Annotated in this window: 13 protein-coding genes and 1 pseudogene; 13 read left to right on the plus strand and 1 reads right to left on the minus strand. The window is 53.3% G+C overall.

Annotated elements, in window-relative coordinates; all coding sequences use genetic code 11:
- The 6 genes and pseudogenes from hcp1 to ACB034_RS00030 form a co-directional block, all read left to right on the plus strand.
- Positions 1-229 (plus strand): annotated as a pseudogene (gene hcp1 / locus ACB034_RS00005) (type VI secretion system effector Hcp1); the annotation flags it as partial.
- 301 nt (positions 230-530) lie between these two features.
- On the plus strand, positions 531-2,573 hold the full coding sequence (locus ACB034_RS00010; protein ID WP_371171747.1) for a type VI secretion system tip protein VgrG: 2,043 nt from the start codon (positions 531-533) through the stop codon (positions 2,571-2,573).
- Positions 2,570-3,364: a DUF4123 domain-containing protein gene (locus tag ACB034_RS00015; RefSeq protein ID WP_342014111.1), complete on the plus strand. Its 795-nt coding sequence runs from the start codon at positions 2,570-2,572 to the stop codon at positions 3,362-3,364. The genes ACB034_RS00010 and ACB034_RS00015 overlap by 4 nt, the downstream gene beginning before the upstream one ends.
- Positions 3,364-5,364: a phospholipase effector Tle1 domain-containing protein gene (locus ACB034_RS00020; protein ID WP_371171748.1), complete on the plus strand. Its 2,001-nt coding sequence runs from the start codon at positions 3,364-3,366 to the stop codon at positions 5,362-5,364. The genes ACB034_RS00015 and ACB034_RS00020 overlap by 1 nt, the downstream gene beginning before the upstream one ends.
- Positions 5,365-5,366: 2 nt before the next feature.
- A complete protein-coding gene (locus tag ACB034_RS00025; RefSeq protein WP_371171749.1) occupies positions 5,367-6,065 on the plus strand; it encodes a DUF2931 family protein in 699 nt (232 codons plus the stop codon).
- Between the two features lie 26 nt (positions 6,066-6,091).
- A complete protein-coding gene (locus ACB034_RS00030; protein WP_338610547.1) occupies positions 6,092-6,244 on the plus strand; it encodes a hypothetical protein in 153 nt (50 codons plus the stop codon).
- A 49-nt stretch (positions 6,245-6,293) separates the two neighbouring features.
- Here the strand turns inward: ACB034_RS00030 and ACB034_RS00035 are convergent, their stop codons facing one another.
- Positions 6,294-6,419: a hypothetical protein gene (locus ACB034_RS00035; protein ID WP_338610545.1), complete on the minus strand. Its 126-nt coding sequence runs from the start codon at positions 6,417-6,419 to the stop codon at positions 6,294-6,296.
- Between the two features lie 354 nt (positions 6,420-6,773).
- Here ACB034_RS00035 and ACB034_RS00040 point away from each other — a divergent pair, with 354 nt between their 5' ends.
- The 7 genes from ACB034_RS00040 to tssG all read left to right on the plus strand — a co-directional run bounded on the left by ACB034_RS00040 (position 6,774) and on the right by tssG (position 15,024).
- Entirely contained in the window at positions 6,774-7,124 is a 351-nt protein-coding gene (locus ACB034_RS00040; RefSeq protein WP_371171750.1) for a hypothetical protein, read from the plus strand.
- A gap of 717 nt (positions 7,125-7,841) precedes the next feature.
- Positions 7,842-8,138 (plus strand): hypothetical protein, encoded by a 297-nt coding sequence (locus tag ACB034_RS00045; RefSeq protein WP_371171751.1) that lies wholly within the window; start codon positions 7,842-7,844, stop codon positions 8,136-8,138.
- 1,693 nt (positions 8,139-9,831) lie between these two features.
- The gene (gene tssB, locus ACB034_RS00050) at positions 9,832-10,335 is read left to right on the plus strand and encodes a type VI secretion system contractile sheath small subunit (protein WP_042028451.1); all 504 of its coding nucleotides are present in this window, start codon (positions 9,832-9,834) and stop codon (positions 10,333-10,335) included.
- A gap of 37 nt (positions 10,336-10,372) precedes the next feature.
- A complete protein-coding gene (gene tssC, locus ACB034_RS00055) occupies positions 10,373-11,854 on the plus strand; it encodes a type VI secretion system contractile sheath large subunit (RefSeq protein ID WP_026457012.1) in 1,482 nt (493 codons plus the stop codon).
- 6 nt (positions 11,855-11,860) lie between these two features.
- The gene (tssE, locus tag ACB034_RS00060; RefSeq protein ID WP_042028453.1) at positions 11,861-12,292 is read left to right on the plus strand and encodes a type VI secretion system baseplate subunit TssE; all 432 of its coding nucleotides are present in this window, start codon (positions 11,861-11,863) and stop codon (positions 12,290-12,292) included.
- Positions 12,293-12,295: 3 nt separating this feature from the next.
- The gene (tssF, locus tag ACB034_RS00065) at positions 12,296-14,062 is read left to right on the plus strand and encodes a type VI secretion system baseplate subunit TssF (protein ID WP_026457013.1); all 1,767 of its coding nucleotides are present in this window, start codon (positions 12,296-12,298) and stop codon (positions 14,060-14,062) included.
- Positions 14,026-15,024 (plus strand): type VI secretion system baseplate subunit TssG, encoded by a 999-nt coding sequence (gene tssG / locus ACB034_RS00070; protein WP_371171752.1) that lies wholly within the window; start codon positions 14,026-14,028, stop codon positions 15,022-15,024. Before tssF ends, tssG begins: the two co-directional genes overlap by 37 nt.
- The last annotated feature ends 32 nt before the right edge of the window (positions 15,025-15,056 follow it).

A 15,056-nucleotide genomic window follows, 5' to 3' on the forward strand; every position in this document is an offset into this window, starting at 1 on the left:
GTGGTATCGCACCTCCGTCGAGGGCAAGCAGGAGCACTTCTTCTCTACCGTGCTGACCGATGCCACCATCGTGGATATCGACTGCCAGATGCCGCACTGCCAGGATCCGGCGAAGTCTGACTTCACCCAGCTGATCCAGGTCTCCATGGCATACCGCAAGATTGACTGGGAACACACCGTTGCCGGTACTTCCGGTGCTGACGACTGGCGTGCTCCGATCGAGGCGTAAGCTGATGTTCAAGGGCACTGCTTGCGGTGCCCTTTTGCTCTTGGAACCACCGAAATCAGAGGTGTAATGCTGCCTCGCCGATTACCCTCCATTGCATCCGATTTCCCTCGCCCACGATTTTTCTTATGCCTGTCTGCGCTTCGTGTGCAGGCATAAGAAAAATGGGGTCGCATCTTGCCGCTCGCCGTCAACGATGTGCGGTAGCCATGGTGTCAATGCCATCGGGACGATTGCGACTCTCTCGCACGGCTTCAACGACCCCGTCATCCGGGGCAACACACTTTCTTGAGGGCTCTCACCGATGGCAGACAGCACAGGATTACAATTTACCGTCAAGGTGGGGGCGCTGCCCGAGGGAACCTTCGTGGTGGCCGAGTTTGCCCTGGAAGAAGGGCTGAACGGCCCGTTCCAGCTGCGCCTTGAGTTGGCAAGTCCCCAGCCGGACATCGATTTTGCCGCCGTGCTGGACCAGCCGTGCGAGCTCCTGGTGTGGTACCACGGCGAGCTGCAGCGCCGGGTGTGCGGAGTGGTCAGTGACTTTGCCCAGGGGGACTGCGGTTTTCGCCGCACCCGCTACCAGCTGCTGGTGCAACCGGCCCTGTGGCGGCTGTCGCTGCGTCACAACTCGCGCATCTTCCAGGCGCAAAAGCCCGATGAAATCCTCAGCATCCTGTTGCAGGAACACGGCATCACCGATTACGCTTTTGCCCTCAAAAATGAACACGCCCAGCGCGAATACTGCGTCCAGTACCGGGAAACCGACCTCGACTTCTTGAATCGCCTCGCCGCCGAAGAGGGGATGTTCTACTTCCATGAATTTGAGCAAGACAAACACCGTCTCGTGTTTGCCGACGACGCGGCTGCATTAACTGCCGGCCCCGAGCTCTTCTTCAACCTTGGCAACCGCTCGTTGGAACAAGGCCCCTATGTGCGCCAGTTCCACTACCGTGAGGCGGTGCGCACCTCGGATGTGGAGCTCAAAGACTACAGCTTCAAGACCCCGGCCTATGGGCTCTCCCACAAGAAGCTGGGGGCCGAGCTTGAGCATCAGCGCCAGAGCTATCAGCACTTCGACTACCCGGGTCGCTACAAGCAGGACCCGAGCGGCAAGGCGTTTGCCCAACATAGACTCGATGCCCTGCGCAATGATGCGGTAACAGGCCAAGGCAAATCCAACAGTGCAGCCCTGCTGCCGGGGCAGTATTTCTCCCTAACCGAACATCCAAACGCCAACCTCAACAGCGACTGGCAAATTGTCCATATCCGCCACACCGGCCAACAGCCGCAGGCGCTGGAAGAGGAGGGGGGCAGCGGCCCGACCGTCTATCACAACGAATTTGGCGTGGTGAAGGCGAGCAGCACCTGGCGGGCCCGTATTGGTAGCCCGCAAGCGCCCCACAAACCCATGGTGGACGGCCCGCAGATTGCCATGGTGGTGGGCCCGGAGGGGGAGGAGATTTACTGCGACGAGCACGGCCGGGTCAAGCTGCAGTTCCCCTGGGACCGCTATGGCAGTTCCAATGACCAGAGCTCCTGCTGGGTGCGGGTGAGCCAGGGCTGGGCGGGCGGTCAGTACGGCATGATGGCGATTCCGCGCATCGGTCATGAGGTCATCGTTTCATTTCTGGAAGGGGACCCGGACCAGCCTATTGTGACGGGGCGCACCTACCACGCCACCAACCGGCCGCCCTATGAGCTGCCGGCCAACAAGACCCGCACCGTGCTGCGCACCGAGACCCACCAGGGGGAAGGCTTCAACGAGCTGCGTTTTGAAGACCAGGCGGGGCAGGAAGAGATTTATCTGCACGGCCAGAAAGACCTTAACGTGCTGATTGAGAATGATGCTGCCTGGCACATCAAGCACGATGAGCACAGAGACATCGACAACGAGCGGGTGACCCGCATCAAGGCCAATGACCACCTGACGGTGGAAGGTGAGAAGCGGGACCATATCAAGGGTGACCATTCGCTCACGGTAGATGCCAGCCAGCACCAGAAGCTGGGGCAGAGCTGGCTAACCCAGGCTGGGCAGGAGGTGCACGTCAAGGCCGGTGCCAAGGTGGTGCTGGAGGCGGGCAGCGAACTCACCGTCAAGGTCGGTGGCTGCTTTATCAAGGTCGATGGCGGCGGCGTTACCCTGGTCGGCCCGACCATCAAGATGAACTCGGGCGGCAGTCCCGGCTCTGGATCTGGCTGGGCGGGGCAGATGCCGCTCCTGCCGGGTGCAGTCAAAGTGCCGTCCGCACCACCAGCCACTATTCCGGCGAGCGCCATTCAAAAGAGCATGGAATCCATGGCTCCACTGGTGAAGCCTTGCCCCTTTGCTCAGGGAGGTAAGGCATGACCTTGCAAGAGTGGCGCAGCCAATATCCCGGCCAGCTGTTTGCCATCATCGATGCCGCGCTCGATACCACTGCTGTGGCAGACTACTGCAATCAAGGTGGTGCCAATGCCATCCCCTTGTTTGCCGGTACCGCCTTCGCTGACCAGGCCGAACAAGGCCCCTGGCTACTCCCCAACCCTGCACCCGAGTTTATTGCCGCTCACCCGCAGCTGGGGGGCGTATATGTCGCGAGCGATGCCGCTATCGATGTCGTCCTGCAGCACTGGCAAAGTCTGATAGAAGTGGCCTTTGAAGGGGAAGTGATGTGGTTGCGCTATGCCGATAATCGGGTCTTTCCCAAGATGTTGAGCACCATGAGTCAGCAGGAGCTCGATGATGTGCTGGGTCCTTGCTCAAGTCTGTGGGCCAACGACTGTGCGTGGCAACGCACGCCTGATACCGAATTTACTCCTCACCAAGCGCCCTGGTTTCACATTCAGCCTCACCACCTGACGCCGCTGTATGACGAAAGCCGTCACGCCTACATCCTCTCTCGCCACTTTTGGCAACGGATGGAGGATATCATGGCACGTCATCCCAATCCGGAAGCTGCCATTACCACCGTCCTCAAGCAGGCCAATCAAGCAGGGCTGGCAGGTGACGTCCTGGATGGCGTTGTAGCTGGCGCTCTCACGTTGCAGGCAAGCATGGAGCTTGATGCCATCAGAGCGCCATTGATGCTGACCGACGACGAAATGGCTCAGGTGAATAACTGGCTGAACAAACACCCTGACTTGATAGGAGCTGTGTAATGGCTATCAGTGCCCACTGCATCCCCTGTGAGAAGAACAACTGCTGGATTGAGATAGATGTTCGCGACGAACAGAACCGCTCGTTCAAGGGGCAAAAGGCCACCTTGACCGATGCCACCGGCACCAGCAAAACCGTGACCCTGAAAGATGGCCCAACCCTGGTACAAGGCTTTGCGGTGGGTCCGGTCACCGTCAAGCTGGAGACCCAGCCATGGCTGAAAGCCGCGCAGTCTCGTAAGGCTCTGAAAGCAGGCGAAACCAGCCAGGTTCCCGCTTATACCGACAAACTCTTCGGGCACGACGATGTGAAGCGCGAGCACGTCAAGGTAACCACCGGCGACCTCTGCCTCACGGACCCCGAACAGCCGCTTCCTAAAGGACACAAAGCCGGGCAAGCTCAGCCGCCACGGTTTATCACTAAGCACTCTTACGTGATTGAGGTGAAGGGCTATCAGCTCACTACTTTGCGGATCGGAGTGTTTTTTGACGGCACGGGTAACAACACCCACAACGCCCAGGCGGGGCTGCAAAAAGTAGAGCAGTGGCTGCTGGAAACCTGCTCAGATCCTGTGCAGCGGGAGAAAGAGCTACGGGGCTGCCAGATGGGGCAAAGCCCGGTTGAAGGGAGCTCCGCCAATGACGTGACCAATGTGGGCAAGTTATTTGAGCAATATGACATCACGGCAGGCCCGTTGGTGGCTCACAGCTATATCAGTGGTATTGGCACTCGCGACCCAATCGCAGGAGAAAATGGCCCTAAATATCGTTCGGACGATACCCTGACCCAAGGATTTGATCTCGATTTTGGTGGGGAGAACACCTCTATTATCGGAAAGGTAGAAGTAGCATGTCAGCAGAGCATAGTTCGCTCGATCAATCGGGATTTGGGCGAGATTTTAGTTGATGTGGATTGTATCCATCGTATCGAGTTTGATGTGTTTGGGTTTAGCAGAGGGGCTGGTGCTGCCCGCCACTTTGTAAATGTGATAGACCAAAAAGCTGATCACCCCTTGGTGCAAGCTATGGCGAATAGCTCGGATATTCCCCTAAAGGCAGGTTTTGACTGGGCTAGTCGCGACGATGTGCGCTTTACCTTTGTGGGGCTGTTCGATACCGTGGTCTCCTCTTACAACCGCAGTGTCAATGTTCAACTCAAAGCGGATTGTGCAGAGCGGGTGGTACATCTCACCGCGTTGGATGAAGTTCGCAAATACTTCCCGCTATCACGCATTACAGAAGATGCTGCAGGCGCCCGTATTCCTGCTCACTTTACTGAGCTGGCGCTACCGGGGGCTCACTCTGACATAGGTGGCGGTTACTATAGCCGCTGGAGCTTGAGTAATCCCAACAGCGATCCAGCCCTGATCGAGTGCATCGAGTTGGAGCGTTTTATGAGTGTGGAAACTGTTTCAACACCAGATGCCGAGAGTATTGCCTATCAAAAAGCCAAGGCGTATGCCGAGGAGAAACGAACTTTGGGCTGGGTCACTCGTATCAACCACAGCCTGCCTCGTGGCGCTGTACCGCCACTGGGGGCGATCAGCCTGAAACCTTATTCCTTCAGGCGTCCTGAGGGAAAAAATGGCACGGGCCCCGGCAAAAAGTCGGTCTATGTAGAAGTGCTGATGAGCAGGGTGGTTGAGGGGGAATACTCCCGTATTCCACTGCATATGATGGTTGAGGCGGGCCGCGCCGTTGGGGTGCCGTTTAAAGCATGGATGCCGGATGATAGGGTATTGCAGCTTGAACCACTCTCTATTAAACGGCCAGAGGCTGACTTGAAGGCATTGGATAAACTTTGGGCGCTATCCGCTATCGAACAGAATGTCGCCAAGAATTTGACCCATCAATTATCGCCCGATGTTTACCGTGCCTTGCGTCGTGACTATCTACACCACAGTGCCAGCAACCAGGGTATAGCCAATCCGGCCAATACTAATAAATATGAGTCCAGCATCAGCAAGGAGAGACGTAAGCTGATAGGGAACAAGGAAGCCTAAAGATGAAATATATCATCGTATTGTTGTGGTTCGGCCTGTCATTGATGGCCTGCGCGGCGCCACAATCTCAGCCTAAATTTGCTTGGGATTATGGTACAGGCAGTAATATAGATCTTACTAAGAACACCAAGACCGAGTTCTATCTTAGAGGGAAACAAGTTTATTCCGACCATCTGGCAGGGGGCGGGGCTGGAGGTCTACTTGCCGATCGAATTAAGGGGCAACGTTACTATTGGGCGGGCGGTGGTGGCCTGCCTACCGACGGCATTCCCATCCCCGATAAAGCTGTGATTGAGATGGTTTCCTTCCATGATCGCAAGCGCTACCGCATAAAGGTGGACTTGCCTGCCAATCTGGAGCAGCAGATGCGCCAAGTCTACTCCGTCGAGGGACGTTATGACCGCCGTAGCTGGCTCTATTTTGGTCTAGCGCCAGGAGGCTATTTTGAGGTGTTGCTCAAGGGGGATAGGCTACTTGTTAAGCCAGATATTCTGCTTACTCGTGGCATCGCCGAAGTTGTGACCGATGATTGGTATGACCAGAGAGTGCCGATAGCGCGCCAATATGGTATGGATGATTTCGACAAGAAATATGGTGAGCTATTCAAGCAACATCCTGTACCGCTCGGTATGGACTGGGCCCCGATAATGGACGCTTACCGTGCAGCACAACCTAAAACGGATACCAATCCGGTTAATTGATTTGGGTAGCGGGTTAAGAGGTATCAATGAAGCAGTACCAAAACTTGTTGGCCCAGTCCTCGATTTGTCGTCGTGATAACGACCATGCCATGGCCGCAGAATTGGCCGAGAGCATCCGTGCTTTCTGGCTGGCTAGAGGTGATAAGGCCAAGCATACCAAGTGGCTGAAGGCCTATTAGGATCACCAACAGCAAACTGCCTGAAAGGCAAAGCCAATGATCAGGGAAGTCACATTGGCAACTCCTCGATACTAACCAACTTGCTTACCACTACCAGCATGGTGCCCTGAGCGGTGTCGATCTCAATGGTGCCGAACTCACCCGCCATCAGATAGTCGGCGGGTTGGAGATGCATCGCAGCCAGGGGGCATTGACTCAACAATACGAATATGACGAGCAGGGGGGGCTGACAGCTCTGCGATTGCAACGCGGACAACAGATTGCCCGCGAACGGCGCTATGGCTATGACAGCACAGGCAATCTGTTACACATCAACAGTCGTTAAGGAAAATGTTGGGGTTGTATCCAGAAGTATGAATAATCCTGCTACAGGAAAACCATTTGAGTCAGCAAGGGACGTCGTAGCCAGAGACATCAAGAAATTACGTCGAGTATACCCGGAGATTTCTAATGGCCAGCTTCGGGAGCTTATTGCTATGAATAAATCAATGTACATTGAAATTAGAGTTAAAAGAGCTGGAGAATAACCATGGGGAATGATAAGGCAGTTGTTGGATCAATATTTAATGAGTTGTTCTTTGATAATTTACCAAGGTATCAAGATGCGTTGAGTAGAATGCCGAATATGAATTCTGATGCCTATGCCAAAGCAAGAGATGTTATATCAAAGCTTGGTGATGGAGAACGAGAAGCTATTTTTTCTTTTTTGAAACTGGTTATGACAGATACTGCCTCTGTTATCTTGGGTACTATAGATGGGACTCACTTTCCTGACGGTATAGTTGATGACTTTAAACTATTTTATGGAGAGGATGAAATCCAGGGTTGTTTGCAGGGTTACTTTATAGCTCAAGCCGAAAATATTAGTGCCTACAAATGATATCTATAAAAATAGATGGTAATCCGACCCGATAGGCTTGGCCAGTGGACTCAACAACTACCAGTATGCCCCTAACCTCACCGGTTGGGTGGATCCGCTGGGATTAAATAATGTGCTGGGGCCATGTCCTCTGGATACATCTAGAACGCGGATCCCGGTTGAACAACAGAATATATTCAGGTAATTCAAGTAGCATCATGCCGGGCAGTTCAAAGATGATCATGAATTGGTTAGTGCTTTCGAAAATGTGAGAGAGAACGCTTCTCCCTGGCCAGTTGGTTTTACTCCCAAAATTCGAGTTATCCAACCAGGGAAGCGTTTTAGTATGATTCCTAACGAAGGAAGTGCCCAATTCCCAAGGCAATACGGTACTCCAAATTAAATTCCAAATGCTAGCTTTGGTAGAGAATAAAGAAAGAGTGGCAAGGAACTCTTGATAAAAGAGTGGCCTATGAAGTTCAACGTCCATTTGATATAGAATATGTCCCTGTTGGACCACAAATAGGAAATGTCTGATAAATACTACCACCGAAGGTGGAGTGCAAGTACTATCCCTATACAAAGACTTCAAAAATGCAGTTCCTAACAAACAAAATAGGTATACAGAACAAGCATCCCTTAAAATAATTTAACATGTGCCTTTGCCACAGGATTGGATATGGATATCGAACTGAATGATGATAATATTTTTGGAGTGTTAGATAATAAAAAATTACAGTGTTAGGTGATTTTATCGATGCGCTTTATGATAAGCGGTTAGGTAGTGTTGTTGCTCTGAGTATGGATAGTATTCATTTTTTTAGCAAAGATGGAGTATTGATTACTATAAAACAATTCATACTTAGAGATCCTAGTTACCATATGTATTGTTTGGCAAATGAGCTTAGTAATATAGGCGCGGTAATAAGGGTGGTTATTGCACACGAACCTCCATTTAGAGGTGAGCGTTTTTGGCAGCATGACATTAATTTTGAAAATGGAATTATTTCCGAACCGATTGCACAGTGGCGATAATAGTTATTTAGAGTAAGGTGATGACTTATTAATGAAGGATGATTTTTTTATTCATACATTCCTGTTGAAATTATATTGCTATATTTTTTAATGCTATTTAGTAATAGCGTTGAAACACCTTCCCCTTGCTGATATTTAGGGGGCATATTTTCAATATGTCCATTTTATAAATTTTTCTATTTATGAAAATTTCGGGAAATAATTTAGTGTTGGCTCATTATGAAAATAGAGTTGAGCCATGGCGAAACATTCTTAGTGAGCAAAACTCAACATTTCTTATTCCTTTGCCTCACTCCATTAAAGGTTGTGAGCGAGCAACAGACGCTCACAGCAACAAAAAATTTATAAGCGGTATCAATAACTGCGTAGCAAACAAGCTCAGAATCCAAAGTACATAAATTAATCTCCTTCTACTGTTTTACTGGTAGTGAAGATGAAAGATTGCCCAATTAGATCTCTGTTCGAGTCTATTTTTGTGATCATTTCATCGATACTATTATTCCATCTTTTGCATTATGTTTGATGTTGCCTGGAGCGATAACGAATACAGGGCCTTTGTCGGGTTAAAAATTGACCGCATATATGGCAATGTGCTTGGTGGCGAGATCATCCATCCTTAACTCGACAAGTCTCGAACAGTCCCTTGTCCTACTTGATTTGTTCAAAAACTGAGTAGTAGTGCCTGCCTTGGGGTGAGAGATACAGCCAATCGCGCTTCCTCAAAAATCTTCTCACTCACTACCATGAATGGCTCCATTGTGATCCCTTTTGGGTTGAGCTGCTTCCAGATACAGATCTTCCTTCCTGACACGAAGCAAGCCACTCCACCATGATCTGGATGGCCCTCGGATGAGGCGCTGTTCTTGGGTGATCTTCTGGATTACTCACCGCGACTTTTTTGAGTGGCCACAGAAATAAAGAAGGGATATAGACGGGCTGAAAATGACATGGATATGTCAAGTCTGTGAAGGTCGTTGGATGTCTGATAACAACCCCATGGGATACTGAGATTGTTATGATGGCAGATGATTTTATCATCTTGTCAATAAAGCGATATGGCGTTGAATAATGCGTTATCCAGGGGGGAATATAAGTGCAGTGAAGTAATCATTTATCATCATGAATGGTAAGCTCTACAACCTTATTGTGTTATCAGTTTGTTGTTGGTGCTCAGCTTTGCTGCGTCCACTCTTGTCGCAATGATGATAATGGTTATATGACAGTTACCTTTATTGACGTTTAAATCGGCAAAAGCACTCAATATTTGTGTGCAATTGGTAGATTTTGCTTGAACGTGATTATTTATTTTTAACTTGCCACGAGGTGTTGTAAGTGTTTGTTTTATAAGTTCTTTATATGCGTGGGTTTTACTGGTTACTGCATCATCAATAAATAATCAATTGACTGCAAATAATGCATGCATATACCATGCGGCGCAAATGGCTCTTATGCCTAATGACCTCTAACACAGAATAGAGGCGTAATCGGGTTGTTGTTATAGATAACAAGAAGATATTGCATGTTCGATATTTAGAGCATTTGCTTTAGTGTGTCGAAAATGCACCGTCGGCCAATGAATCTTTCGTCGGTTATATTGGCGTGGCCGTCAACTGTCATATCTTACAGTTGATGGGGAGGATGTTGGCTATAAGCTTTAGGGCCTTGATGTGACCCTTAACTTGGTATTTAGAGCATGGGAAAAGGAATTGATGGCGCCACTGTCGCGCCCAAAGAGCGTATTAATATCAAATATGTACCGGCAACCGGTGGTCAGCAAGCGGAAATAGAACTTCCGTTGACCATGATGGTAGTCGGTAATATGAAAGGGCGTACCGAAGACACTCCCATCGAGGAGCGCCAAACCGTCTCAATCGACAAGAACAACTTCTCTTCCGTCATGAAAGAGTCTGCACTGGAGCTGAAGTTTGCTGTTCCCAACCGCCTGGAGGAGAACAGCCAGGACGAACTGCCGGTGTCGATCAAGATCCAGTCTCTGGAAGACTTCACCCCTGACAGCGTGGCCCAGCAGGTTCCCGAGCTGCGCAAGCTGCTGGAACTGCGCGAGGCGCTGGTTGCCCTGAAAGGGCCGCTGGGGAATATTCCTGCCTTCCGCAATCGTTTGCAGGATCTGCTGTCCAGTGATGAGGCTCGTGAGCAACTGCTCAAGGAGCTGGATTTGATTAAGCCAGCCGAGTGATCGGCGGGTTGTATTGATTGACGAGAAAGGAATAAACATGTCTTTGGTCGAAGAACAGGTTCAAGCGGGGGCGAGTGCCGCCTCCTCGTCCTCCCTGCTGGACGAAATCATGGCGCAGGCTCGTATCACCCCGGTTGACGAGGGATACAGTGTTGCCAAACAAGGCGTCGCCGCCCTGATCGCCAACATTCTGGACAGTGGTAGCACGGCTGAGCCGGTCAACAAGGCGCTGGTCGACAGCATGATTGTCGAGCTGGACAAGAAGCTGAGCAAGCAGATGGACGTTATCCTGCATGCCAAGGAGCTGCAGGAGATGGAGTCCTCCTGGCGTTCGCTGAAATTGCTGGTGGATCGCACCGATTTTCGTGAAAACATCAAGATCCAGGTGCTTCATGCGACCAAGGAAGAGCTGCTGGAAGATTTCGAATTTTCACCCGAAATCACCCAATCCGGTCTTTACAAGCATGTTTACTCCACTGGCTATGGCCAGTTTGGTGGTCAGCCCATCGGGGCCGTGATCGGCGATTATGCCTTTACCCACAGCTCGCCCGATATCAAGCTGATGCAGTATGTCAGCGCCGTCGGTGCCATGGCCCATGCGCCTTTCATCTCCTCCGTTGCGCCTGCCTTCTTCGGTGTCGACAGCTTCACCGATCTGCCCTCCATCAAGGATCTCAAGTCGGTCTTCGAAGGCCCGGCCTACACTAAGTGGCGTTCACTGCGTGAATCTGAAGATGCCCGTTATCTGGGGCTGACCGCTCCGCGCTTCCTGGCGCGTCTGCCATATGATCCGACCGAGAACCCCATCAAGGGCTTCAACTACCGGGAAGATATCAGCTCGGATCACGACCACTATCTGTGGGGCAACACCGCCTACCTGATGGGCACTTCCCTGACCGACAGCTTCGCCAAGTATCGCTGGTGCCCGAACATCATCGGTCCACAGAGCGGTGGTGCCATCCATGATCTGCCGGTGCATGTCTATGAGGCCATGGGTCAGCTGCAAGCCAAGATCCCGACCGAGGTGCTGATCACCGACCGCCGCGAGTATGAGCTGTCGGAAGAGGGTTTCATCACCCTGACCATGCGCAAAGACAGCGACAATGCCGCCTTCTTCTCCGCCAACTCGGTGCAAAAGCCCAAGGTCTTCCCGAACACCAAGGAAGGCAAAGAAGCCGAGACCAACTACAAGCTGGGTACCCAGCTGCCTTACATGTTCATCATCAACCGTCTGGCGCACTACATCAAAGTGCTGCAGCGCGAGCAGATCGGCTCCTGGAAGGAGCGTCAGGATCTGGAGCGCGAGCTCAATGGCTGGATCAAGCAGTACGTTGCCGATCAGGAGAATCCGCCGGCAGATGTACGCAGCCGTCGCCCGCTGCGTGCCGCCCAGATCAAGGTGCTGGACGTGGAAGGGGAGCCGGGCTGGTATCAGGTCGCCATGGCCGTGCGCCCGCACTTCAAGTACATGGGAGCCAGCTTCGAGCTGTCTCTGGTAGGTCGACTGGACAAGGAATAATGCCCGATGCCGCATCTCTCTTCCTGGGATAGAGGAAATGCGGCCAGTCTGTTTGATCGTATCCGGGGGGAGGGGCTGGTCTCTTCCCCCCGTTCGGAAGCGGATGAGCTGGTCGAGTCTGTCAAACGGCAGCTCGAACAGATCCTCAATACCCGTCCCGGCAATTGCCGCAGTGCTCCCGATCTGGGTGTCATCGATCTCAATGACGCGACCCAGGGCAGTGCGGATATCAAGGGGCGGATCCGCGAGGCGATCCGGCAGTGCATCCGCCGTTATGAACCGCGGATCATTCATGTGGATGTCCGTTCACCCGACTATCAGGCGACTCCGCTTGAGATGTCGTTTCAGGTGACAGCCCACGTGAGGCTGGAGCATATCGAGCAGGTTACCTCGTTCAACGTCCATATGGACAGTCACCGTCACTACCGCATGGTCTGATCAATGTCGCTGGAACATTACTTCAGGGATGAGTTGGCATTTTTGCGCCTGCAAGGGCGCGAATTTGCAGATAGCCATCCCGAGCTCACCCGCTTTCTGTCGGAGCAAAATTCCGATCCGGATGTGGAGCGCCTGCTGGAAGGCTTCGCGTTTCTCACCGGCAATCTGCGCGCCAAGATAGAGGATGAGTTTCCCGAGCTGACCCATGGTCTGCTCAATATGCTCTGGCCCAACTATTTGCGTCCCGTGCCCAGCATGACCATCATGCAGTTTTCGGTCATTCCGGGCGCGATTGCCCAGCCTGCGCTGGTCAAGCAGGGATGCCAGCTCGACAGTCTGCCTCTGGACGAGGTGACCTGTCATTTCCGTACCTGTCACGATACCTGGGTCTATCCGGCGGATATTCGTCATATCGCGGCCCAAAGCGGCAACGATCTCTCCACCATCTCGCTGGACATCGCCCTGCATGCCCCCTTGCCGCTGAGCGAGCTGCAACTGGACAAGCTGCGCCTGTACCTCGGTGGTGACAGCTACACCGCCTATGAGCTCTATTTCTGGCTCTCCAACCAGCTTTCCCACATCGAGCTCGAGATCGACGGAAAGCGCTTTCGCCAAGAGGCCAGTGCGCTTAAACCGGTCGGCTTCGAGCGCGACGATGCGCTGTTGCCCTATCCGAACAACGTCTACTCCGGCTACCGGATCCTGCAGGAGTATTTCTGCTTCCCGGAAAGCTTTCTGTTCTTCGAACTCGCCGGTGGCGACTGGCCGAAACAGCCGTTGCCGGTGAGCGAATTCAAACTTCACTTCTGCTTCGATCGGCCCTTGCCGGCGGAGCTCAAGATCCGTCCCGACTCCTTCATGCTCAACTGTGTGCCGGCCATCAACCTGTTCCAGCACGACAGCGAACCGGTCAACCTCAATGGGCGTCAGGCGGAGTATCCGCTCAAGGCGAGCTATCGCCACGCGGACAGCTTCGAGATCTTCTCGGTCGACGACGTCGAGGGGTGGGTCGAGGGCAACCTGGGTCGCTCCCGCGGTACGCCGCGCATCTATCAACCGTTCGAGAGCTTCCAGCACCAGATTGAGCGGGCCAAGCAACGGCTGGCGCTCTACTACCGGGTACGGGTCAAGGAGTCGGTGAGCGGGGATGGCTTTGATCACTATCTGTCGTTCGTGCGCGGAGATGAGACGGTCACCCACGAGCTTGACGAGTCGATCTCGGTCACCCTGACCTGTACCAACCGCTCCCGCGCCGCGCGGCTCAAGGTGGGCAGCATTTGTGTGCCGACCGGCAGTTCGCCCTCGTTTGCCACCTTTCGCAATCTCATCAGGCCGACCCGGCCACTGCGACCGGCCCTCGACGGCAGTTTGCACTGGACCCTCATATCCAACCTGTCGCTCAACTATGTCTCCCTGCTGCGGCGCGATGCGCTGGTGCAGGTGCTGCGCACCTATGACTTTCCCGCGCTGCACGACAAGCAGGCGGAGCAGGCGTCGCGCAAGCGTCTGGCGGGGATCGAGGAGATCAAGACCAATCCGGTTGACCGTCTGGTGCGCGGCATGCCGGTGCGCGGGCTCAAGTCACAGCTCTCAATTCGCCAGTCCGCCTTTGGCAGCGAAGGGGAGCTTTATCTCTTCAGTACCGTGCTGGCCCACTTCTTCTCGCTGTATGCCAGCGTCAATGCCTTCCACCTGCTTGAGGTGGTCAATCTCGACAACAAGGAGCGTTACCAGTGGCCAGTCCAGATCGGTCAACACTCCCTGATGTGACGTCCGGCAAGGACGCACCGCGATTCAATTTCTTCCAGCTGGTGGAGTTGCTCAACCGGCTGGATGGTGCCGATCAGGAGCGGGGGCTCGACTATCTGCCAAGTAACGAGAACATCCGTTTCAAGGCCACCGCCTCCCTGGGCTTCCCCACCAGCGACGTGTTGCAGATTGGCCAGGACGCACAGGGACGCCACGAGCTGGAAGTGGCGTTTCTCGGCCTGCACGGCAGCCAGTCTCCCATGCCAGGCTACTACCTGGATTCCCTTGCGTGGGAATACGCCCAGGGGGAACAGAAGCTCGGCCTGTTTCTGGATTTTTTTCACCACCGCCTGCTGACCTTGCTGCACCGCCTCTGGCGCAAGTACCGCTACCACGTGCGCTTTCAGGACAACGGGGAGGATGGTTTTTCCAGCCTGATGTTCGCCCTGGTCGGGCTCGGTAACGAGGCCGTCTGCCGCAGCCTGCCGGTCAACCGCGCCAAGATGCTCTCCTATGCAGGGCTCCTGGCCAGCCCCAGCCGCTCCCCCGAAGTGGTAGCTGGTTTGGTGGCCCACTGTTTCGATCTGGCGGATGTGGAGGTGAGTGCCTGGCAGTGGCGCAAGGTTCCCATCCATCAGGATCAACAGAACCGCCTTGGCCAGGCCTGCGCCACCCTGGGAGGAGATTTCGTCATCGGTGACAAGGTGAACGATTGTGCGGGCAAGTTTTTATTGAAGATCAACGATTTGAGTTTTAGCCAGTTTCTCGGGTTTCTCCCGAACGGGGAGCACTTCCATGCCCTGGTGACCTTTGTCTCCTTCATCCTGCGCGATCAGCTGGCCTGGGATCTGCGACTTGGCTTCGGCCAGGAACAGGCCAGGGGATTGCGTCTGGGGGAGGAGCAGAGCGCGCGCCTGGGGTGGAGTACCTTTCTCGGTCAGCCACCGAGTGATCCGTTCGTGACCATCTGTGTACAGGAATAAGCGCAGGAAATTAAGTGTAGGAACAAGTGCAG

It is taken from the genome of Aeromonas sp. S18(2024) (assembly GCF_041402525.1).
Taxonomy (GTDB): Bacteria; Pseudomonadota; Gammaproteobacteria; order Enterobacterales; family Aeromonadaceae; genus Aeromonas; species Aeromonas enteropelogenes.